The sequence below is a fragment of the Mizugakiibacter sp. genome, assembly GCF_039680435.1.
Lineage (GTDB): Bacteria > Pseudomonadota > Gammaproteobacteria > Xanthomonadales > Rhodanobacteraceae > Mizugakiibacter.
On record NZ_JBDKSX010000077.1, the window covers coordinates 23058 to 43128 of the forward strand.

Consider the following 20071-nt stretch of genomic DNA (forward strand, 5'->3'; position numbering starts at 1 on the left):
GGCGCGGCGGTGGCCTTGCGCTCAGCGGGTGCCCGACGCGGGCGTGTCGGCCTTGGGTGCGGCGGACTCGGCCTTGGCCGCGTCCTTTTTCGGCGCATCGTCCTTGTGCGCGAGGTTGCGCTTGGCGTCGCCGTCTTTCTTGAAGTCGGTCTCGTACCAGCCGCTACCGGCCAGGCGGAACGCCGGCGCGGTGACGCAGCGGTTCAACTCGGCGCGGCCGCACTCGGGGCAGTCGCGCGGGTCGGGGTCGGAAAGTCTCTGCAGGCGGTCGAAGCGATGGCCGCAGGCGCCGCATTCGAATTCGTAGATGGGCATGGGTGGCGGTGAAGCGGAAAAGAACGGAACAAGAGCGGAAGCGTCAAAGGTCAAGGGTCAAAAGTCAACAAAGCCCGCGGCCGCAACCGCCGGTTCGACCCTCGGCCTTCGGCATCATCCCTTGGCGAACGCCAGCCGGCCCTCGTGCACGCCGACCTGCACGCTGTCGCCCGGCTGGAAGCGGCCTTCCAGGATCTCGCGCGCCAGCGGGTTTTCCAGTTGCTGCTGGATCGCCCGCTTCAGCGGCCGCGCGCCGTACACCGGATCGAAACCGACGTTGCCGAGCAGGTCCAGCGCCTTGTCGTCGACTTCGAGCTTCAATTGGCGCTCGGCCAGGCGCTTCTCCAGGTAGCCGATCTGGATGCGCGCGATCGCGCGGATCTGCGCCTTCTCCAGCGGGCGGAACACCACCAGCTCGTCGAGGCGGTTGATGAACTCGGGGCGGAAGTGCGCCTGCACGACGCCCAGCACCGCCGATTTCATCTTGAGGTACTCCTCCTCGCCGTCGCCGCCGGTCATCTCCTGGATCAGGTTGGAGCCGAGGTTGGAGGTCATCACCACCACGGTGTTGCGGAAGTCGACGGTGCGGCCCTGGCCGTCGGTGAGGCGGCCGTCGTCGAGCACCTGCAGCAGCACGTTGAACACGTCGTGGTGCGCCTTCTCGACCTCGTCGAGCAGGATCACGCTGTACGGGCGCCGGCGCACCGCCTCGGTCAGGTAGCCGCCTTCCTCGTAGCCGACGTAGCCGGGCGGCGCGCCGATCAGGCGCGCGACCGAGTGCTTCTCCATGAACTCGCTCATGTCGATGCGCACCATCGCGTCGGCGGTGTCGAACATGAACTCGGCCAGCGCCTTGCACAGCTCGGTCTTGCCCACGCCGGTGGGACCGAGGAACAGGAACGAGCCGTTCGGGCGGTTGGGGTCGGACAGGCCGGCGCGCGCGCGGCGGATGGCGTCGGACACCGCGCGCACCGCCTCGTCCTGGCCGACCACGCGCTTGTGCAGCGCGTCTTCCATGTGCAGCAGCTTCTCGCGCTCGCCTTCCAGCATCTTCGACACCGGGATGCCGGTCCAGCGCGACACCACCTCGGCGATCTCCTCGGCGGTGACGCGGTCCTGCAGCAGGGTGAAGCCGCGCTGCTCCGCCTCCTGCGCGGCCTTGAGCTGCTTCTCCAGCTCCGGCAGCTTGCCGTACTGGATCTCGCTCATCTTCGCGTAGTCCTGGCGGCGCTGCGCGGCTTCGAGCTCGAGGCGCGCGGCCTCGATCTGCTCCTTGATCCTGGTCGCGCCCTGCAGCGTCGCCTTCTCCGATTTCCACACCTCGTTCAGGTCGGCGAACTCGCGCTCCAGCTTGGCGATGTCGGCTTCGAGGTCGGCGAGGCGCTTCTGCGATTCCTCGTCCTTCTCCTTCTTCAGCGCCTCGCGCTGGATCTTCAGCTGGATCAGCCGCCGCTCCAGCCGGTCGAGTTCCTCCGGCTTGGAGTCGATCTCCATGCGGATGCGCGACGCAGCCTCGTCCATCAGGTCGATGGCCTTGTCCGGCAGCTGGCGGTCGCTGATGTAGCGGTGCGACAGCGTCGCCGCGGCGACGATCGCCGGGTCGGTGATCTCGACGCCGTGGTGCACGGCGTAGCGCTCCTTCAGCCCGCGCAGGATGGCGATGGTGTCCTCCACCGACGGCTCGCCGACGAACACCTTCTGGAAGCGCCGCTCCAGCGCGGCGTCCTTCTCGACGTACTTGCGGTACTCGTCCAGCGTGGTCGCGCCGATGCAGTGCAGCTCGCCGCGCGCCAGCGCCGGCTTCAGCATGTTGCCGGCGTCCATCGCGCCCTCGGCCTTGCCGGCGCCGACCATGGTGTGCAGCTCGTCGATGAACAGGATCACCCGGCCTTCCTGCTTGGCCAGGTCGTTCAGCACGCCCTTCAGGCGCTCCTCGAATTCGCCGCGGAACTTGGCGCCGGCGATCAGCGCGCCCATGTCCAGCGCCAGCACGCGCTTGTCGCGCAGGCCCTCCGGCACCTCGCCGTTGACGATGCGCTGCGCCAGGCCTTCGACGATCGCGGTCTTGCCGACGCCGGGCTCGCCGATCAGCACCGGGTTGTTCTTGGTGCGCCGCTGCAGCACCTGCACGACGCGGCGGATCTCCTCGTCGCGGCCGATCACCGGATCGAGCTTGCCGGACTCGGCGCGCGCGGTCAGGTCGATGGTGAACTTCTCCAGCGCCTGGCGCTGGTCCTCGGCGCCCTCGCTCTGCACCTTCTCGCCGCCGCGCAGCTTGTCGATCGCCGCTTCCAGCGCGGCCTTGCTCGCGCCGGCCGCCTTCAGCGCCGCGCCGACCTCGCCCTTGTCCTCCAGCGCCGCCAGCACGAACAGCTCGCTGGCGATGAACTGGTCGCCGCGCTGCTGCGCCAGCTTGTCGGTGAGGTTGAGCAGGCGGCTGAGCTCGTTGCCGATGTTGAGGTTGCCCTCCTGGCCGGCCACGCGCGGCAGCCGCTCGAGGATCGCGGTCACGCGCTGGCGCAGCGCCGGCACGTCGACGCCGGCCTGGGTCAGCAGCGGCACGGTCGAGCCGCCTTGCTGGTCGAGCAGCGCGGCCAGCACGTGCGCCGGTTCGAGCATGTTGTGGTCGCGCCCGACCGCCAGCGATTGCGCGTCGGCCAGCGCCTGCTGGAAGCGCGAGGTCAGTTTGTCCATCCGCATGGGCAATCCCCTGCAAAACGATGGCGGCCACGGCCGCCGCTGCCCCGGAGGTGCGGGCCGCGAGGCGGGGATTCAAGCGGGTTTGGCCGCCCCCGCCCGTTGCGGCACAATCGCAAAGGTTTGATTTGCCCGTATCAACCCCAGATTTTCGAGGTGGACCCGCACCCGACACCCGCCCCACGGAATGCGCTGCCCGCACCGCCGCTGCCGCACCGCGCCGCGCGCTGGTCGCTGTTCCTGGATGTCGACGGCTCGCTGCTCGAGTTCGCAGCGAGCCCCGCCGGCGTGCGCGTGCCCCCCGCGCTGATCGCGCTGCTGCAGCGCTTGCACGCCGCGTTCGGCGGCGCGCTGGCCCTGGTCAGCGGCCGCAGCATCGACGACCTCGACCGGCTGTTCGCGCCGCTGCGCCTGCCGGCAGCCGGCATCCACGGCTGCGAGCTGCGCGACGCCGAAGGTGCGCGGCGCATGCTCGCCATCGACAGCCGCGTCGCCGGGCTGCTGCAGGCGCGCGCGCGCGAGCTCGCCGATGCGCTGCCCGGCGTGCTGCTCGAAGCCAAGGGTGCCGCCGTCGCCCTGCACTACCGTCGCGCGCCCGCGCTTGCCGCGCAGGTGCACGAGGGCGCGGCGCGCATCGCCGCGATGCTGCCGGGCATCGCCGTGCAGCCGGGCGCGATGGTCTGCGAACTGAAGCCGGTCGATGCCGACAAGGGGCGCGCGATCGACGCGTTGCGCGCCGCGCCGCCGTTCCGCGCGCGCACGCCGGTGTTCGTCGGCGACGACCTCACCGACGAGCACGCCTTCGCCGCGGTCAACCGCGCGGACGGCCTCAGCGTGCTGGTCGGCACGCGCCCCAGCGCGGCGCGCTACGCGCTGCCCGCCCCCGCCGACGTGCATGCCTGGCTGCAACGCGTCGCCGCCGCGCTCGAACGAGGAGACGCCCGCGCATGAACGCCGCCAATCTCGACCTCGGCATCGTCGGCAACGGCAAGATCGCCGCGCTGATCGACGCGCAGGGCCGCGTCGTCTGGGGCTGCTTCCCGCATTTCGACGGCGACCCCGCCTTCTGCGCGCTGCTGTCGCCGCGCCACGCCGGTGCCGGGGTGTGGGCGGTGGAGCTGGAGGACTTCGCCCGCGCCGAGCAACGCTACCTGCGCAATACCGCGGTGCTGGCGACGCGCCTGTACGATCGCCACGGCGGCATCGTCGAGATCACCGACCTCGCGCCGCGCTACAAGCAGCACGGGCGCATCTACCACCCGATGATGCTGGCGCGGCGCATCGCGCCGGTGGCGGGCACGCCGCGCATCCGCATGCGCCTCGCGCCGCTGGCCGGCTACGGCGCGCGCGTGCCGGCACGGACCTCCGGCAGCAATCACGTGCGCTTCCTGCTCGACGACGTGACGCTGCGCCTGACCTCGGACCTGCCGGTGCCCTACGTCACCGACGCGCTGCCGCTGATCCTGGAGCGTCCGCTGCACTGCGTGCTCGGCCCCGACGAGACCTTGACCCTGCCGGTCGACGACTTCGTCGACGCGCTGATGCGCCACACCCTCGACTACTGGCGCGAGTGGGTGCGCTACCTGTCGGTGCCGTTCGAGTGGCAGGAGGCGGTGATCCGTGCGGCGATCACGCTGAAGCTGTGCCAGTTCGAGGATACCGGCGCCATCGTCGCCGCGGTGACCACCTCGATTCCGGAAGCGCCCGGCACGCCGCGCACCTGGGACTACCGCTACTGCTGGCTGCGCGACGCGGCGTTCGTGGTGCGCGCGCTGAACCGCCTCGGCGCGACGCGCACGATGGAGGAATACCTGCACTACATCTTCAACCTAGCCGCGACGGACGGCGAGCTCGGCCCGGTCTACGGCATCACCTACGCGCGCGAGCTGCACGAGCGCGAAGCGCCCGATCTCGCCGGCTACCGCGGCATGGGCCCGGTACGCATCGGCAACGACGCCTGGCGGCAACGCCAGCATGACGTCCACGGCAGCGTGCTGCTGGCCGCCGCGCAACTGTTCTTCGACCAGCGGCTGGAACGTCCCGGCGACGCGGAAACCTTCGCGCGGCTGGAGCCGCTCGGCACCGCCGCGGCGCGGCTGGCCGGGCAGCCGGATGCGGGGCTGTGGGAGTTCCGCGGCAGCACGCGCGTGCACACCTACTCCGCGGCGATGTGCTGGGCCGCCTGCGACCGCCTGGCGCGCATCGCCGGCCAGCTCGGCCTGGCGGCGCGCGCGCGGCACTGGCGCGACGCCGCCGCGCGCCTGCGCAACGACATCGACACGCGCGGCTTCCACGGCGTGCGCGGCCACTTCGTCGACGCCTTCGACGGCGACCGCCTGGACGCCAGCCTGCTGCTGCTGGCCGACATCGGCTTCGTGCGCGGCGACGACCCGCGCTTCGCCGCCACCGTCGACGCGATCGGCCGCGAGCTGCGTCGCGGCGACTACCTGCTGCGCTACGCCGCGCCCGACGATTTCGGCACGCCCGAGACCAGCTTCACCATCTGCACCTACTGGTACATCGACGCGCTGGCCGCACTGGGCCGGCACGACGAGGCGCGCGAGCTGTTCGAACACCTCTTGGCGCGGCGCAATCCGCTCGGTCTGCTGTCCGAGGATCTCGACCCGCACAGTGGCGAGGCCTGGGGCAACTTCCCGCAGACCTACTCGCTGGTCGGCCTGGTCAACGCGGCGATGCGCCTGTCGCGGCCGTGGGAGGAAGCCCTGTGAGCCGGCTGGTGGTGGTGTCCAATCGCGTCGCGCTGCCGAAGGAGATCCGCGCCGGCGGGCTGGCGACGGCGATGCACGCCGCGTTGTCGGAGTGCGGCGGCGTGTGGTTCGGCTGGAGCGGCAAGCTGGCCGCCGCCAGCGCCACCGAGCTGCGCCGCCAGCGCGAGGGCCTGATCACCTACGCCACCCTCGACCTGTCGCGCCGCGACCGCGACGACTACTACGCCGGCTTCGCCAACCGCGCGCTGTGGCCGCTGTTCCACTGCCGCACCGACCTGGTCGACTACCAGCGGGAAACCTATGCCGGCTACCAGCGCGTCAACGCGATGTTCGCCGAGCACCTGGCCGCGTTGCTCGAACCGGACGACGTGGCCTGGGTGCACGACTACCACCTGATCCCGTTGGCCGCGCACCTGCGCCGGCGCGGCGTGGCCAGCCGCATCGGCTTCTTCCTGCACACGCCGCTGCCGCCGGCCGACCTGCTGGTGACCCTGCCGCACCATCGCGATCTGATCGAGGCGCTGGCCGCCTACGACCTGGTCGGACTGCAGACGCCGCGCGACCTGCGCGCATTGCAGGACTATTTCTGCCACGAAGCCGGCGCCGAGCTGGCCGACGACGACACGATCCGCACCGCGGATGGACGCCGCTTCCGCGCGGGCTGCTTCCCGATCGGCATCGACACCGCCGCGGTCGCCGAGAGCGCGGCGCGCGCGGCAACCGGCAGCGCGGTGGCGCACCTGCGCGAGAGCCTGGCCGAGCGCGCGCTGGTGATCGGCGTCGACCGGCTCGACTACTCCAAGGGCCTGCCCGAGCGCTTCGCGGCGTTCGGCCGCCTGCTGGAGTCCGCGCCGCACCTGCGCAGCCGCGTATCGCTGCTGCAGATCGCACCGCCCTCGCGCAGCGAGGTGCCGGAATACCGCGCCATCCGCCGCGAACTCGAACGCATCGCCGGCCACATCAACGGCGCCTACGCGGAACCGGACTGGGTGCCGATCCGCTACGTCAACAAGGCGTTCCCGCAGGCGACGCTGGCCGGCTACTACCGCGTCGCCCGCGTCGGGCTGGTGACGCCGCTGCGCGACGGCATGAACCTGGTCGCCAAGGAATACGTCGCCTGCCAGGATCCGGCCGATCCGGGCGTGCTGGTGCTGTCGCGCTTCGCCGGCGCGGCCAACGAGCTGAAGACCGCGCTGCGGGTCAATCCCTACGATCAGGACGAAGTCGCCGACGCGCTGCGCGCCGCGCTGGTGATGCCGATGGAGGAACGGCGCATGCGCTGGCAGGCGATGATGGAGGTCATGCGCCGGCAGGACATCACCGCCTGGCGCGGCGCCTTCCTGCGCGCCCTGGCGCGCACCGCCGCAAGCTGAACGGCGCCAGCATCGCCGCCCGTAGCGTGACCGCCGTCCGCGTTCGCCGGCGGCGCTTTGCACAGGATGCCGCGTGGGGAGGCAGCACGGTTGCAGGAGGCTCCATGCGCTTGTTCCCGAAGTGGCAGCGGCACCCGCCGTCGCTGGGACTGTACGCGCGGCTCGCCGCGCGCAATCGCCCGCGCAGCTACGCCGGCAAGTTCTTCGCAGTGGCGTTCGTGACCCTGCAGTTGCCGCTGCTGGCGCTGCTGGCATGGCTGCTCACCACGCGCACGGTCGACCGCGACACGTGGCTGCTGCCGGCGCTGGCCGCACTGCTGGCCGGCACCCTGCTGGCGTTCCGCGGCTTCCGCCAACTGGTCGCGCCGATCGAACTGGCGGCGCAGGCGCTGCGCGATTTTCTGCACGACGGCACTCCGGCCGCGCTGCCGCAGCACTACCGCGACACCGCCGGCCGGCTGCTGCGCGACGTGCGCTACGTCACCGCGGCGCTGGCGCGCGAGCGCGGCGAGCTGGAAAAGCTGGCGCAGTCGGACTTCCTCACCGGCCTGATGAACCGCCGCGCCGCCGACCGCGCGCTGCACGAGATCGAGGGCGCCTGGCCGCGCTGCGTCGGCATGCTCGACATCGACCGCTTCAAGTCGGTCAACGACCGCCACGGCCACGGCGTCGGCGACGCCGTGCTGGCCGAACTCGGCGACCTGCTGCGCGCCTCGCTGCGCGAGAGCGACTGGGCGGCGCGCTGGGGCGGCGAGGAATTCCTGCTGTTGATCCACGCGTCGCTGCCGGACGCGCGCAGCGCCTGCGAGCGCCTGCGCGCCCGCGTCGCCGAGCGCCGCTTCGCCGGCGAAGCGCGGCTGCGCATCAGCTTCAGCGTCGGCCTCGCCGAAGTCGAACCCGGCTGCGCGCTGGACAGCGCCATCGAACGCGCCGACGCCGCCCTGCTCGTCGCCAAGCGCAACGGCCGCGACCGCGTCGAGCTGTACGCGCCGGCAGGCTGAGCGCCGCGCCCGGCATCCGCCCGCAACCCGTCCTAACTGGCGTTCTGCGCGATCCACACCAGGCTGGCGAAGCGCCCGCTGCGCGCGCCGTCGCGGCGATAGGAATGGAAGCGCGGGTCGGCGCGGGTATCGAAGCCGCCGCCGTGCACGCGGGTCACGCCGGCGGCGGCGAGGCGGCGGCGCGCCAGCGCTTCGAGGTCGCAATGCCAGTGGCCGGGGCGGGTCGGCGCGAAGGCGATGGCAGCGCCGGGGTCGGCATCGACGAAAGCCGCGCGCACTTCCTCGCCCACTTCGTACGACGCCGCGCCGATCGCCGGGCCCAGCCACGCCAGCACGCGCGCCGGCGGCGCGGCGAGCGCGCCCAGCGTCGCTTCCAGCACGCCGGCCGACAGCCCGCGCCAGCCGGCATGCGCGGCGGCGACGGCGCCGCCGTCGTCACGCGCGAACAGCAGCGGCAGGCAGTCGGCGGTGAGGATGGCGAGCACGCGGCCGGGCGTGCGCGTCAGCGCGGCGTCGGCCTGCGGCTCGCCGCCGGGCGCGGCGGCATCGGCATCGACCACCCGCGTGCCGTGCACCTGGCGCAGCCACAGCGGCGCGGACGGCAGCGCCAGCGCGTCGGCCAGCGCGGCGCGGTTGGCGGCGACCGCGGCCGGGTCGTCGCCGCTGCGCGCGCCGAGGTTGCACGGCCCGAACGGCGCCACCGACACCCCCGGCGCTGCGCGCGTGGCGACCGCCGCGCGCACGCGCGGCGGCGCGGGCCAGTCCGGCTGCAGAAAGCCGGTGCGCACCTCAGCGCGACTCCGCGGCCAGGGCGGTGTCCGCGCGCAGCGCCTCGACCAGCGCGGCGAGGTCGGCCGGCCGTTCGGCGGCAAATTCGAGCGGCCGGCCATCGACCGGGTGCGCGAAGGCGAGCCGTTCGGCGTGCAGCGCCTGGCGGCGGAAGCCTTTCAGCGCCTCGACCAGCGCCGGGCTGGCGCCGCGCGGCAGCCTGAGGCCGCCGCCGTACAGCGGGTCGCCGACCAGCGGGTGGCCGATGTGCGCCAGGTGCACGCGGATCTGATGCGTGCGCCCGGTTTCGAGATTGCATTGCAGCAGCGTGTGCGCGCGAAAGCGCTCGCGCACGCGGTAGTGCGTGACCGCGCGCCTGCCGCCGTCGCCGTCGCGCACGGCCTGGCGCAAACGATCGACCGGATGGCGGCCGAGCGGCGCGTCCACCGTGCCGCCGGCAACCAGCGTGCCCAGCACCACCGCCTCGTACTGGCGGTGCACGTCGCGCGCGGCGAGCATCGCCACCAGCGCGGTATGCGCGCGCAGCGACTTCGCCACCACCATCAGGCCGGAGGTGTCCTTGTCGAGGCGGTGCACGATGCCCGCGCGCGGCACCTGCGCCAGCGCCGCATCGTGGTGCAGCAGGGCGTTCTGCAGCGTGCCGGCCGGGTTGCCGGCGCCGGGGTGCACGACCAAACCGGCCGGCTTGACCAGCACCAGCAGGTCGGCGTCCTCGTAGCGGACGTCCAGCGCGATCGGCTGCGGCACCATCGCGACCTCGTCCTCGAGGCGCGGCGTCAGCTCGACCGTCTCGCCGCCGCGCACCACGTGGCGCGGGGCGACCGCGGCGCCGTCGAGGCGCGCCGCGCCGGCGCGTATCCACGCGCTGAGGCGCGAACGCGAGAACTCGGGGAACATCCGCGCCAGCGCCTGGTCGAAGCGCCGACCCGCCTCCTCCGGCGGGATCGCGGTCCGGCGTACCGGTTCGTTCATGCCGCCCTCCGCGGGCGCGCTGCCGGCCGGGGGCCGGTTTGGGCTATCATGGCCATTCGTGTTTGCCTCCGGGTATTTCCATGCGCGTCGCCCCGATCCTGCGTCTGCCGCTGCTCGCCCTGCTCGTGCTGCTGGTGGGCTGTTCGCACTTCGGCAAGAACAAGCGCGACGAAGCCGAAACGCTGCCGGTCGAGCAGGTCTACGCCAAGGCGAAACAGTCGCTGCAGATCGGCAACTACGGCCGCGCCGAGAAAGCCTACCAGCGCCTGATCGCGCGCTTCCCGTTCGGGCCGTACACCGAGCAGTCCGAGCTCGAACTGGCCTATGCGCAGTACAAGAGCGACAAGCCGGACGACGCCTACTCGACGATCAACCGCTTCATCAAGACCTATCCGACCAACAAGCATATCGATTACGCGTACTACCTGCGCGGCCTGATCAACTTCAACCGCACCAACTCGTTCCTCGAGAACTACATCAAGCGCGACCGGTCGCGTCGCGATCCGGGCTACGCGGTGCAGGCGTTCAACGACTTCTCCGACCTGGTCACGCGCTACCCGAACAGCCGCTACGCCAACGACGGCCGCCAGCGCATGATCTACCTGCGCAACGGCCTCGCGCAGTACGAGCTGAACATCGCGATGTACTACCTGCGCATCCAGGCCTACGTCGCCGCCGCCGACCGCGCCGAGTACATCATCGAGCATTATCAGCAGACGCCGCAGGCGGCCGATGCGCTGGCGGTGATGACCAAGAGCTACCGCAAGCTCGGCCAGACCAAGCTCGCCGACGACGCCGAGCGCGTGCTCAAGCTGAACTACCCCAACCACCCGTATCTCGCCGACCAGAAGGGCTGGCCCAAGCGGCCGTCGACGATCCGCCGCATGATCCCGCTGTCGGGGCATTACTGAGGCGGGACTCGGGACTCGGGACTCGGGAAAGGCTCGACCGGTCGTCATTCCCGCGCCAGCGGGAATCCATCTCGTCCTTTCCGGTCGCCCGCACGCAGGCTCCTACCGGCGGGCGTCAACGCCAGCCTGAGGTGATCGGGTAGCGGCGGTCGCGGCCGAACGCGCGCGTGGTGATGCGCGGGCCCGGCGCCGACTGCCGGCGCTTGAACTCGTTGGCCAGCACCAGCCGCGCGACGCGGCGCACCGTTTCGGCGTCGAAGCCGGCGGCGACGATCTCGGCCTGCGACTGCTCGCCCTCGACGAAGCGCTCGAGGATCGCGTCCAGCACCTCGTACGGCGGCAGCGAGTCCTGGTCGGTCTGGTGCTCGCGCAGCTCGGCCGAGGGCGCGCGCTCGATCACCGCCGGCGGGATCGCCTCGCCGCGCGCGTTGCGCCAGCGCGCCAGGCGGTACACCAGCGTCTTGTACACGTCCTTCAGCGGCGCGTAGGCGCCGCACATGTCGCCGTACAGCGTGGCGTAGCCGACCGCCATCTCGCTCTTGTTGCCGGTCGACAGCAGCAGGCGGCCGCTCTTGTTGCTGAGCGCCATCAGCATCACGCCGCGGCAGCGCGACTGCAGGTTCTCCTCGGTGACGTCGGCCGGCTTGCCGGCGAAGGCCGGCGCCAGCGTGCCGAGGAACGCCTGGAACGCCGGCTCGATCGACAGCACCTGGTAGTCCACGCCGAGACGTTCCGCCTGCGCCCGCGCCTCACGCAGCGATAGCTCGGAGGTGTAGCGCGTCGGCAGCATCACCGCACCGACGCGCGAAGACCCCAGCGCATCCACCGCCAGCGCCAGCGTCAGCGCCGAGTCGATGCCGCCTGACAGCCCGAGCAGCACGCCGGGAAAGCCGTTCTTGTCGACGTAGTCGCGCACGCCGCGCACCAGGCCGGCGTAGACCGTGGCCTCGATGCCGGTATCTGCGGCGCGCGGCCAGTCGAGCGCGGCCAGGCGATGCGTCGCCGGGTCGTACTCGGCATGCAGCAGCGCGTCGACGAACGCCGGCGCGCGCGCCGCGACCGTGCCGTCCGGCTGCACCAGCAGCGCGCCGCCGTCGAACAGCAGGTCGTCCTGGCCGCCGACCGCGTTGACGTAGGCGATCGCCACGCCGTTGTCGCGCGCGCGTTGCGCCAGAACGCGCTCGCGCGTCGTCGCCTGCTGCAGGTCGTAGGGCGAGGCGTTGATCACCAGCAGCAGCTTGGCGCCGGCCGCCGCGGCCTTCGCCGCGGGCTCCGGTTCCCAGATGTCCTCGCAGACCAGCAGGCCGACGCGCACGCCGTCGATCTCGGCCACCGCGGCGTCGTGGCCCGGGCGGAACCAGCGCTTCTCGTCGAACACGGTGTAGTTCGGCAGCGCCTGCTTGCGATAGGTCAGCGCGATGCGGCCGTCGCGCAGCAGGCTGGCGGCGTTGTACACCTCGCCCTGCGCGTGCGGGTGGCCGACGATCGCGGCGATGCCCTGCGCCGTGCCCGCCAGCTCCTGCAGCTCCTGCGTGCAGGCCTCGAGGAAGCTCGGCCGCAGCAGCAGGTCCTCCGGCGGATAGCCGCTCAAGGTCAGTTCGGGAAAGGCGACCAGCGCCGCCCCGCCGGCGCGCGCCTGCGCCATCAGTTCGCGCGCGCGCGCCGCGTTGGCGGCGACCGCGCCGACCGGAAGATCGTGCTGGGCCAGCGCAAAGCGCAGCTTGGCCATCGGCTTCTCCTTGGCGTTCGTGGCGCTACTGCGCCTTTATGCTCTGCGGGAGCATAACACGAGGCTCCGCGCCGGCCGCGCCCGCCGCCAGCGCAAAACAAAGGCCGCGGCATGCCGCGGCCTATGTCCGGACGGGTCGCTGCCGCGCAAGCTTACTTGCGCATGCGCTCCGCCAGCGTCTTGCCGAGGTCGGCCGGTGAACGCACCGTGGTCACGCCCGCCTTTTCCAGCGCCTCGAACTTGGCTGCGGCGGTGCCCTTGCCGCCGGAGATGATCGCGCCGGCGTGGCCCATGCGCTTGCCGGCCGGGGCGGACGCGCCGGCGATGAACGACACCACCGGCTTCTTCACGTACTCGGCGATGAACTCGGCCGCTTCTTCCTCGGCGCTGCCGCCGATCTCGCCGACCATGATGATGCCCTCGGTCTGCGCATCGTCCTGGAACAGCTTCAGGCAGTCGATGAAGTTCATGCCCTGGATCGGGTCGCCGCCGATGCCGATCACCGTGCTCTGGCCGAGACCGACGTTGGTGGTCTGGAACACCGCCTCGTAGGTCAGCGTGCCGGAGCGCGAGACGATGCCGACCTTGCCCGGCGTGTGGATGTGGCCCGGCATGATGCCGATCTTGCACTCGCCCGGGGTGATGATGCCGGGGCAGTTGGGGCCGATCAGCACGGTATCCGGATAGCCCTTCAGCGCGTTCTTGACGCGCAGCATGTCCAGCACCGGAATGCCTTCGGTGATGGTGACGATCACGCGGATGCCGGCGTCGGCGGCTTCCAGGATCGCGTCGGCCGCGAACGGCGGCGGCACGAAGATCACCGAGGCGTCGGCGCCGGTGTCGTCCACCGCGTCCTGCACGGTGTTGTAGACCGGCAGGCCGATGTGCTCGCTGCCGCCCTTGCCCGGCGTGACGCCGCCGACCAGCTTGGTGCCGTAGTCGACCGCCTGCTCGGAGTGGAAGGTGCCCTGCTGGCCGGTGAAGCCCTGGCAGATGACCTTGGTGTTCTTGTTGACCAGTACGCTCATGAGTTCTTTCCTTCCCCTCAGGCCGCGGCGGCCGCAACGGCCTTCCTGGCGGCGTCGTTGAGGTCGTCCGCCGGGGTGATCTTCAATCCGGAGTTGGCCAGCAGCTCGCGGCCCTGCTCGACGTTGGTGCCCTGCAGGCGCACCACCACCGGGATGGTCAGGCCCACTTCCTTGACCGCCGCGATGATGCCCTCGGCGATCAGGTCGCAGCGCACGATGCCGCCGAAGATGTTGACCAGGATGCAGCGCACCTTGTCCGAGGACAGGATCAGCTTGAACGCCTCGGTGACGCGCTCCTTGGTGGCGCCGCCGCCGACGTCGAGGAAGTTGGCCGGCTCGCCGCCCGCCAGCTTGATCACGTCCATCGTCGCCATCGCCAGGCCGGCGCCGTTGACCATGCAGCCGATGTTGCCGTCCATGGTCACGTAGTTGAGGCTGTGTTCCTGCGCGACCGCCTCGGCCTGGTCTTCCTGCGTCTTGTCGCGCATCGCGGCGAGGCGCGGATGGCGGAACTCGGCGTTGTCGTCGGAATTGACCTTGCCGTCCAGCGCCATCAGCTCGCCCGATTTGACGATCGCCAGCGGGTTCAGCTCGATCAGCGCGAGATCCTGCTCCATGAACAGCTTGTACATGCCGAGCATGATCTTGGTGAGCTGGCCGACCTGCTTGGGATTGAGGCCCATCGCGAAGCCGAGCTTGCGGCACTGGTAGGGCTGCAGGCCCTGCACGTAATCGACGGTGACGGTGTGGATCTCGTCCGGCGTTTCGCGCGCCACCTGCTCGATGTCGACGCCGCCGCGCGCGGAGGCGATGAACGCCACCGCCTTGCTGCCGCGGTCGACCAGGATCGACAGGTACAGCTCCTTGGCGATGTCGTTGGCGTCGGTGACCAGCACCAGGTTGACCGGCAGCGCGCGGCCGCCGGACTGGTAGGTCTCCATCCTGCGGCCGAGCATGCCGGCCGCCGCGGCCTTGACCTCGTCGAGGCTCTTGCAGAACTTGACGCCGCCGGCCTTGCCGCGGCCGCCGGCGTGGATCTGCGCCTTCACCATCCACTGCTCACCGCCCAGCGCGCGGGCGGCTTCCGCCGCCTGCTCCGCGGTGGCGGCGACCTTGCCCGGCGGCACGGCGATGCCGTACTCGGCGAACAGCTCTTTGGCCTGATATTCGTGGAAATTCATGCCTGCACCTTGAACGAACGGAAACGGGAAACGCGCCGCGAACGATGCGCGCACGGCGCGCAACGGACTGCGCAGGGGGCACGCGTGCGGCCTGTGAGCCGGCGCGGCGCGAGCAAGACAACGGGATATTGTCCCGGAAGCGTCCGTCGATGGCAAAGGGGACGCCCCCGGCCGTCGCGCGCCCGGCAAGCCGGAGCTCCCTAGGCAAGCGCGCCCGACCCGCTTACCTTAGGCACATGAGCCCGCCCTTCCCCGTCCGCAGTCCGCACCAGGCCCGTTGAGCCGGGGTCCCGCCGTGTCCACCGCCGTCGCCCATGCCTCGCACGCGCCCTCCGGCGCCGGCGCGCTGCGCCGCGAGATCTACTTCTTCAACCTGTTCCGCGTGCTGCAGGCGGCGGTATACATCGGCCTGAGCTTCAGCCCGCTGGCGGCCGACTGGATCCCGCTGCGCGAGCCGCTGCTGGGCCGGCTGACCGCGGTGCTGTACCTGCTGTTCGCGCTGCTGGCGCTGGTGCAGACGCGCGTCTGGCAGCAGCATGCGCGCGCGGCGATCGCGGTCGCGCTGTGCGCGGACGTGCTGGCGGCGCTGCTGACCATCGCCGCGCTGCCCACCGCGCTCAACGGCGTGGCGCTGATGCTGGTGGTGGACATCTCCGCCGGCGCGCTGCTGCTGCCGCTGCGCCACGGCATGTTCTTCGCCGCGCTGGCCACGCTGGCCGTGCTCGGCCACACCTTCTCGGAAAGCTCCGGCGCGCGCGACGTCGAGCGCGACATGCTGGAGTCGGCGCTGTTCGGACTGGCCTATTTCGCCGCCGCCTCGCTGTGCTACGCGCTCGGCAAGCAGATGCGCGAGACCGAGGCGCTGGCCGAGCGCCGCGGCCTCGACCTGGCCAACCTGGCCCAGGTCAACGAGCTGATCATCCGGCGCATGCAGACCGGCGTGCTGCTGGTCGACGAGGCCAACCGCGTCCACCAGATGAACGAGTCGGCGTGGATGCTGCTCGGCAGCCCGCCCGCGGACCGCCGCGACCTCGGCGCGGTGGCGCCGGAGCTGTCGCGCCGGCTCTACCACTGGCGCACCTCGGACAAGACCGACCAGACCTCGGTGGCGCTGGCCGAGGGCGTGCCCGAAGTGGTGCCGCGCTTCACCCGCCTGGCCGCCAACGACGATTCGCACGTGCTGATCTTCCTCGACGACACCTCGCTGGTGTCGCGCCGCGCCGAGGAGCTGACCCTGGCCTCGCTGGGCCGGCTGTCCGCCTCGATCGCGCACGAGATCCGCAACCCGCTGGCGGCGATCCGCTATTCCGCGCAGCTGCTGGCCGAATCCGAGGACCTGCCCGCCGCCGACCAGCGCATGGTCGAGATCATCAACAACCACTGCGGGCGGATGAACGACATCATCGAGAACATCCTGCAACTGTCGCGCCGCGACCGCTCGCGGCCGGAGGTGCTGGACCTGAACGCCTGGGCGCTGGCCTTCACCGACGAGTACAAGGAATCCAACGACATCGGCGCCGACTCGCTGCGCGCGATCGTGCAGCCGCGCACGGTCGAGGCGCTGGCCGATCCGCAGCACCTGCAGCAGGTGGTGTGGAACCTCGTGCAGAACGCGCTGCGCTACGGGCGCATGCCGGGCGAGTCGGCGCGGGTGATGGTGGTGGCGCGCCACGCCTCCGACTTCGGCCCGCCGGTGATCGAGGTGATCGACCGCGGTCCAGGCATCCCGCCGAAGGTCGCCGCGCAGATCTTCGAGCCGTTCTTCACCACCCACGAATACGGCACCGGGCTGGGCCTGTATCTCGCCAAGCAGATGTGCGAGGCCAACCAGGCCACGCTCGAGTACGTGCCGGTGGCCGGCGGCGGCAGTTGCTTCCGCATCACCCTGACCCCGCCGGCGAACGCGCCGGGCGCGCCGGCCTGACGCGCGCGCTTTGCCGCGCGGCCGGCGCGCGGTACCCTCGCCGGGCGTACGCGCCGAGCGCAGCGCCCGAACGCCCGCGTCCGTCCGCACCCCCTGAGTCCAGCCAAGATCCGCCCATGAGCAAGCAGACCGTCCTGGTCATCGACGATGAACGCGACATCCGCGAACTGCTGACCATCACCCTCGGCCGCATGGACCTCGACGTCGATGCGGCCAGCAACGTCAGCGAAGCCAAACGCATGCTCGGCGAGCGCAGCTACGGCCTGTGCTTCACCGACATGCGCCTGCCCGACGGCTCCGGCCAGGAGCTGATCGAGCTGATCGCGCGGCAGTACCCGGAGACGCCGGTGGCGATGATCACCGCCTACGGCAACGTCGACGCGGCGGTCAACGCGCTCAAGGCCGGCGCCTTCGACTTCGTCTCCAAGCCGGTCGACATCGGCATGCTGCGCCGGCTGGTGCAGACCGCGCTGAGGCTGTCCGAGGAACGCCGCGGCGGCGACGCCGCGGTGGTTGCCGCCGCCAGCGCGCGCCTGATCGGCGATTCGCCGGCGATGCAGCAGGTGCGCGGCACCATCGGCAAGCTGGCGCGCAGCCAGGCGCCGGTCTACATCAGCGGCGAATCCGGCGTCGGCAAGGAGCTGGTCGCGCGGCTGATCCACGAGCAGGGCCCGCGCGCCGGCGGGCCGTTCGTGCCGGTCAATTGCGGCGCGATCCCCTCCGAGCTGATGGAGAGCGAATTCTTCGGCCACAAGAAGGGCTCGTTCACCGGCGCGCATGCCGACAAGGAAGGCCTGTTCCAGGCCGCCAACGGCGGCACCCTGTTCCTCGACGAAGTCGCCGAGCTGCCGGTGCACATGCAGGTCAAGCTGCTGCGCGTGATCCAGGAGAAGGCGGTGCGCCCGATCGGCGGCCGCGGCGAAGTGCCGGTCGACGTGCGCATCCTCTCGGCCACGCACAAGGATCTCGCGCACCTGGTCGAGCAGGGCCACTTCCGCCAGGACCTGTTCTACCGCATCAACGTGATCGAGCTGCGCGTGCCGCCGCTGCGCGAGCGCCGCGAGGACGTGCCCAAGCTGGCCGGTCGCATCCTGCTGCGCCTGGCCGAGGAAAGCGGCGGCAGCGATCGGCCGACCCTGCGCCCGGCCGCGCTGCAGGCGCTGGTCGACTACGACTTTCCCGGCAACGTGCGCGAGCTCGAGAACATCCTCGAACGCGCGGTGGCGCTGTGCGAGAACGGCCAGATCGAGGTGGCCGACCTGATGCTGTCGACGCGCGGCCCGCGCGTGGCCGTCGGCACCGCCGACGAGGACGAGGACGATCCCGCCGAGATCCCGGCGGGCGAGATGCCGCTCGACGACTACATCTCCAACCTCGAGCGCGAGAAGATCATGAAGGCGCTGCAGGAAACCCGCTACAACAAGACCGCCGCGGCGAAGAAGCTCGGCATCACCTTCCGCGCGCTGCGCTACAAGTTGAAGAAGCTCGGCATCGATTGAGAGCGGGAGACGGGTAGCGCCTCTCCGTCATTGCAGCGCAAGCCGAGACGACGGGATCGGGTCGTCGCGGGGTCACAACGTCCGCTTACGCTCCACGCGTGCGCGCCATTTCTTCCCGTCTCCCGCAGCCGTACGCTGCCAGGAACGTTTTCAACCGCGCGAGACTGGCAAAAAAAAAGCAAAGCCCTCTGGAAAGAGGGCTTTGCGTCGATCTTGCTCAACAGTCTGCTGGAGGGGTTCTCTAGAACGGTATGTCGTCGTCCTCGAAACCGTCGCCGCCGCCGGACGGCGTCGGCGCGGACGGCGCCGGGGCGCGGCTGCCGCCCTGCGGGCGCGCCTGCTGCGGGCGCTCGCGATAGCCGCCGCCCTCGCCGCGCGAGGCGCCGCCTTCGCCGCCGGGGCCGCCGAGCAGCTGCATCTCGTTGGCGACGATCTCGGTGAAGAACTTTTCCTGGCCGTCGTTGCCGGTGAACTTGTCGGTGCGGATCGAGCCCTCGACGTACACTTGGCGACCCTTCTTCAGGTACTCGCCGGCGATCTCGGCGAGCTTGCCGAAGAACTTCACCCGGTGCCACTCGGTGCGTTCCTGGGTTTCGCCGCTCTGCTTGTCGCGCCACGACTCGGTGGTGGCGAGGCGGATGGTGGTGATGGCCGAGCCGGAGGCGGTATAGCGCGTTTCCGGATCCGCGCCGAGGTTGCCGATCAGGATGACCTTGTTGACGCCGCGTGCCATGGAACGCCCCTCGAATGCGCGTGTCGGGAATGGGCCGGGATCGTAGCATGCTACGCACGCGCCCGGACCGGACCCGCGCCGCGCCGGCGCGTAGGGCGGATCTGCCGGCGCGCGTCCGCCGGCGCCGCCCCGCGCAGCCTATAATCCGCGCTCCATTCGCCCCGGAGCCCGCATGAGCCTGCCCGCCGCCGACGCCGTCGAATCCCCGCGCGGTTTCGCCGCGGTGCGCGCGCTGGCCGGCGCCGACATGGCGCGGGTGGATGCGCTGATCCGTGCGCGGCTGGCCTCCGACGTGGTGCTGATCAACCAGATCGCCGAGCACATCGTCGGCGGCGGCGGCAAGCGCCTGCGGCCGATGCTGCACGTGCTGGCCGCGCGCGCCGCCGGCTACGAGGGCACGCAGCACGTCCAGCTTGCGGCGGTGATCGAGTTCATCCACACCGCCACGCTGCTGCACGACGACGTGGTCGACGGCTCCGACCTGCGCCGCGGGCGCAAGACCGCCAATGCGCTGTGGGGCAACGCGGCCAGCGTGCTGGTCGGCGACTTCCTCTATTCGCGCGCGTTCCAGCTGATGGTCGAGCTGGACCGCATGCGCGTGATGCGCATCCTCGCCGACACCACCAACGCGATCGCCGAGGGCGAGGTGCTGCAACTGCTCAACATCGGCAACCCGGACACCGACGAGGCCGCCTACCTGCGCGTGATCGAGCGCAAGACCGCCGTGCTGTTCGCCGCCGCCACCGAGCTGGGCGCGGTGCTGGCCGGCCTGCCGGAAGCGCAGGAGCAGGCGCTGCGCCATTACGGCATGGAGCTCGGCTACGCCTTCCAGATCGCCGACGACCTGCTCGACTACGTCTCCGACGCCGACACGCTGGGCAAGAACGTCGGCGACGACCTCGCCGAGGGCAAGCCGACCCTGCCGCTGATCTACGCGCTGCAGACCGCGCGTGCCGACGAGGCCGCCGCGCTGCGCCGCGCGATCGAGTCGGGCGGGCTGGAATCGCTGGACCGCATCGTCGCCGCGATCCGCGACTCCGGCGCGCTGGAGCGCACTCGCGCGCGCGCGCGACGGCACGCCGACGCGGCGCGCGCGGCGCTCGCCACGATCGCGCCCTCGCCATGGCGCGACGCGCTGGCCGCGCTGGCGGACCATGCGGTCGAGCGGACGTCCTGAGACGCCTGAGGGG

Annotated in this window: 16 protein-coding genes; 8 read left to right on the top strand and 8 right to left on the bottom strand. The window is 71.2% G+C overall.

Going from position 1 to position 20071, the window contains the following annotated elements:
• Positions 1–21: 21 nt before the first annotated feature.
• Positions 22–315, bottom strand: a complete 294-nt coding sequence (locus ABFC67_RS07990) for a zinc ribbon domain-containing protein (protein WP_346737468.1) — start codon at positions 313–315, stop codon at positions 22–24.
• A gap of 114 nt (positions 316–429) precedes the next feature.
• Complete coding sequence (gene clpB, locus ABFC67_RS07995; RefSeq protein WP_346737469.1) at positions 430–3015, bottom strand: ATP-dependent chaperone ClpB; 2586 nt, start codon at positions 3013–3015, stop codon at positions 430–432.
• A gap of 153 nt (positions 3016–3168) precedes the next feature.
• Here clpB and otsB point away from each other — a divergent pair, with 153 nt between their 5' ends.
• The 4 genes from otsB (at position 3169) to ABFC67_RS08015 (ending at position 8115) form a co-directional block, all read left to right on the top strand.
• A complete protein-coding gene (otsB, locus tag ABFC67_RS08000) occupies positions 3169–3963 on the top strand; it encodes a trehalose-phosphatase (protein ID WP_346737470.1) in 795 nt (264 codons plus the stop codon).
• Complete coding sequence (locus tag ABFC67_RS08005; RefSeq protein ID WP_346737471.1) at positions 3960–5741, top strand: glycoside hydrolase family 15 protein; 1782 nt, start codon at positions 3960–3962, stop codon at positions 5739–5741. The genes otsB and ABFC67_RS08005 overlap by 4 nt, the downstream gene beginning before the upstream one ends.
• On the top strand, positions 5738–7114 hold the full coding sequence (gene otsA, locus ABFC67_RS08010; protein ID WP_346737472.1) for an alpha,alpha-trehalose-phosphate synthase (UDP-forming): 1377 nt from the start codon (positions 5738–5740) through the stop codon (positions 7112–7114). Before ABFC67_RS08005 ends, otsA begins: the two co-directional genes overlap by 4 nt.
• 104 nt (positions 7115–7218) lie before the next feature.
• Positions 7219–8115 (top strand): GGDEF domain-containing protein, encoded by an 897-nt coding sequence (locus ABFC67_RS08015; protein ID WP_346737473.1) that lies wholly within the window; start codon positions 7219–7221, stop codon positions 8113–8115.
• A gap of 32 nt (positions 8116–8147) precedes the next feature.
• Here ABFC67_RS08015 and pgeF read toward each other — a convergent pair whose 3' ends face one another.
• Positions 8148–8903 carry a peptidoglycan editing factor PgeF gene (gene pgeF, locus ABFC67_RS08020; RefSeq protein WP_346737474.1) on the bottom strand — a complete coding sequence of 252 codons (756 nt, stop codon included), beginning with the start codon at positions 8901–8903 and terminating at the stop codon, positions 8148–8150.
• Between the two features lies 1 nt (position 8904).
• Entirely contained in the window at positions 8905–9876 is a 972-nt protein-coding gene (rluD, locus tag ABFC67_RS08025; RefSeq protein ID WP_346737475.1) for a 23S rRNA pseudouridine(1911/1915/1917) synthase RluD, read from the bottom strand.
• Positions 9877–9956: 80 nt separating this feature from the next.
• Between rluD and ABFC67_RS08030 the strand changes: the two genes are divergently transcribed.
• Complete coding sequence (locus ABFC67_RS08030) at positions 9957–10787, top strand: outer membrane protein assembly factor BamD (protein ID WP_346737476.1); 831 nt, start codon at positions 9957–9959, stop codon at positions 10785–10787.
• A 115-nt stretch (positions 10788–10902) separates the two neighbouring features.
• Here the strand turns inward: ABFC67_RS08030 and ABFC67_RS08035 are convergent, their stop codons facing one another.
• The 3 genes from ABFC67_RS08035 to sucC form a co-directional block, all read right to left on the bottom strand.
• Positions 10903–12516, bottom strand: coding sequence for an NAD+ synthase (locus ABFC67_RS08035; protein ID WP_346737477.1), 1614 nt, complete (start codon positions 12514–12516; stop codon positions 10903–10905).
• A 152-nt stretch (positions 12517–12668) separates the two neighbouring features.
• On the bottom strand, positions 12669–13544 hold the full coding sequence (gene sucD / locus ABFC67_RS08040; RefSeq protein ID WP_346737479.1) for a succinate--CoA ligase subunit alpha: 876 nt from the start codon (positions 13542–13544) through the stop codon (positions 12669–12671).
• A 17-nt stretch (positions 13545–13561) separates the two neighbouring features.
• On the bottom strand, positions 13562–14725 hold the full coding sequence (gene sucC / locus ABFC67_RS08045; protein WP_346737480.1) for an ADP-forming succinate--CoA ligase subunit beta: 1164 nt from the start codon (positions 14723–14725) through the stop codon (positions 13562–13564).
• Between the two features lie 295 nt (positions 14726–15020).
• On the opposite strand from sucC, the gene ABFC67_RS08050 reads away from it, so the two are divergent.
• Together ABFC67_RS08050 and ABFC67_RS08055 are read left to right on the top strand one after the other, a co-directional pair.
• Positions 15021–16649, top strand: coding sequence for an ATP-binding protein (locus ABFC67_RS08050; protein ID WP_346737481.1), 1629 nt, complete (start codon positions 15021–15023; stop codon positions 16647–16649).
• A 116-nt stretch (positions 16650–16765) separates the two neighbouring features.
• A complete protein-coding gene (locus ABFC67_RS08055) occupies positions 16766–18148 on the top strand; it encodes a sigma-54 dependent transcriptional regulator (protein WP_346737482.1) in 1383 nt (460 codons plus the stop codon).
• A 241-nt stretch (positions 18149–18389) separates the two neighbouring features.
• Here the strand turns inward: ABFC67_RS08055 and ssb are convergent, their stop codons facing one another.
• Positions 18390–18881 carry a single-stranded DNA-binding protein gene (gene ssb / locus ABFC67_RS08060; RefSeq protein WP_346737483.1) on the bottom strand — a complete coding sequence of 164 codons (492 nt, stop codon included), beginning with the start codon at positions 18879–18881 and terminating at the stop codon, positions 18390–18392.
• A 172-nt stretch (positions 18882–19053) separates the two neighbouring features.
• Here ssb and ABFC67_RS08065 point away from each other — a divergent pair, with 172 nt between their 5' ends.
• Positions 19054–20058, top strand: a complete 1005-nt coding sequence (locus tag ABFC67_RS08065) for a polyprenyl synthetase family protein (protein ID WP_346737484.1) — start codon at positions 19054–19056, stop codon at positions 20056–20058.
• The last annotated feature ends 13 nt before the right edge of the window (positions 20059–20071 follow it).

Coding starts and splice junctions, on each gene's coding strand:
- ABFC67_RS07990 (WP_346737468.1), bottom strand. CDS start 315: ATGCCCATCTACGAATTCGAATGCGGCGCCTGCGGCCATCGCTTCGAC.
- clpB (WP_346737469.1), bottom strand. CDS start 3,015: ATGCGGATGGACAAACTGACCTCGCGCTTCCAGCAGGCGCTGGCCGAC.
- ABFC67_RS08005 (WP_346737471.1), top strand. CDS start 3,960: ATGAACGCCGCCAATCTCGACCTCGGCATCGTCGGCAACGGCAAGATC.
- ABFC67_RS08015 (WP_346737473.1), top strand. CDS start 7,219: ATGCGCTTGTTCCCGAAGTGGCAGCGGCACCCGCCGTCGCTGGGACTG.
- rluD (WP_346737475.1), bottom strand. CDS start 9,876: ATGAACGAACCGGTACGCCGGACCGCGATCCCGCCGGAGGAGGCGGGT.
- ABFC67_RS08030 (WP_346737476.1), top strand. CDS start 9,957: ATGCGCGTCGCCCCGATCCTGCGTCTGCCGCTGCTCGCCCTGCTCGTG.
- ABFC67_RS08035 (WP_346737477.1), bottom strand. CDS start 12,516: ATGGCCAAGCTGCGCTTTGCGCTGGCCCAGCACGATCTTCCGGTCGGC.
- sucD (WP_346737479.1), bottom strand. CDS start 13,544: ATGAGCGTACTGGTCAACAAGAACACCAAGGTCATCTGCCAGGGCTTC.
- sucC (WP_346737480.1), bottom strand. CDS start 14,725: ATGAATTTCCACGAATATCAGGCCAAAGAGCTGTTCGCCGAGTACGGC.
- ABFC67_RS08055 (WP_346737482.1), top strand. CDS start 16,766: ATGAGCAAGCAGACCGTCCTGGTCATCGACGATGAACGCGACATCCGC.
- ssb (WP_346737483.1), bottom strand. CDS start 18,881: ATGGCACGCGGCGTCAACAAGGTCATCCTGATCGGCAACCTCGGCGCG.
- ABFC67_RS08065 (WP_346737484.1), top strand. CDS start 19,054: ATGAGCCTGCCCGCCGCCGACGCCGTCGAATCCCCGCGCGGTTTCGCC.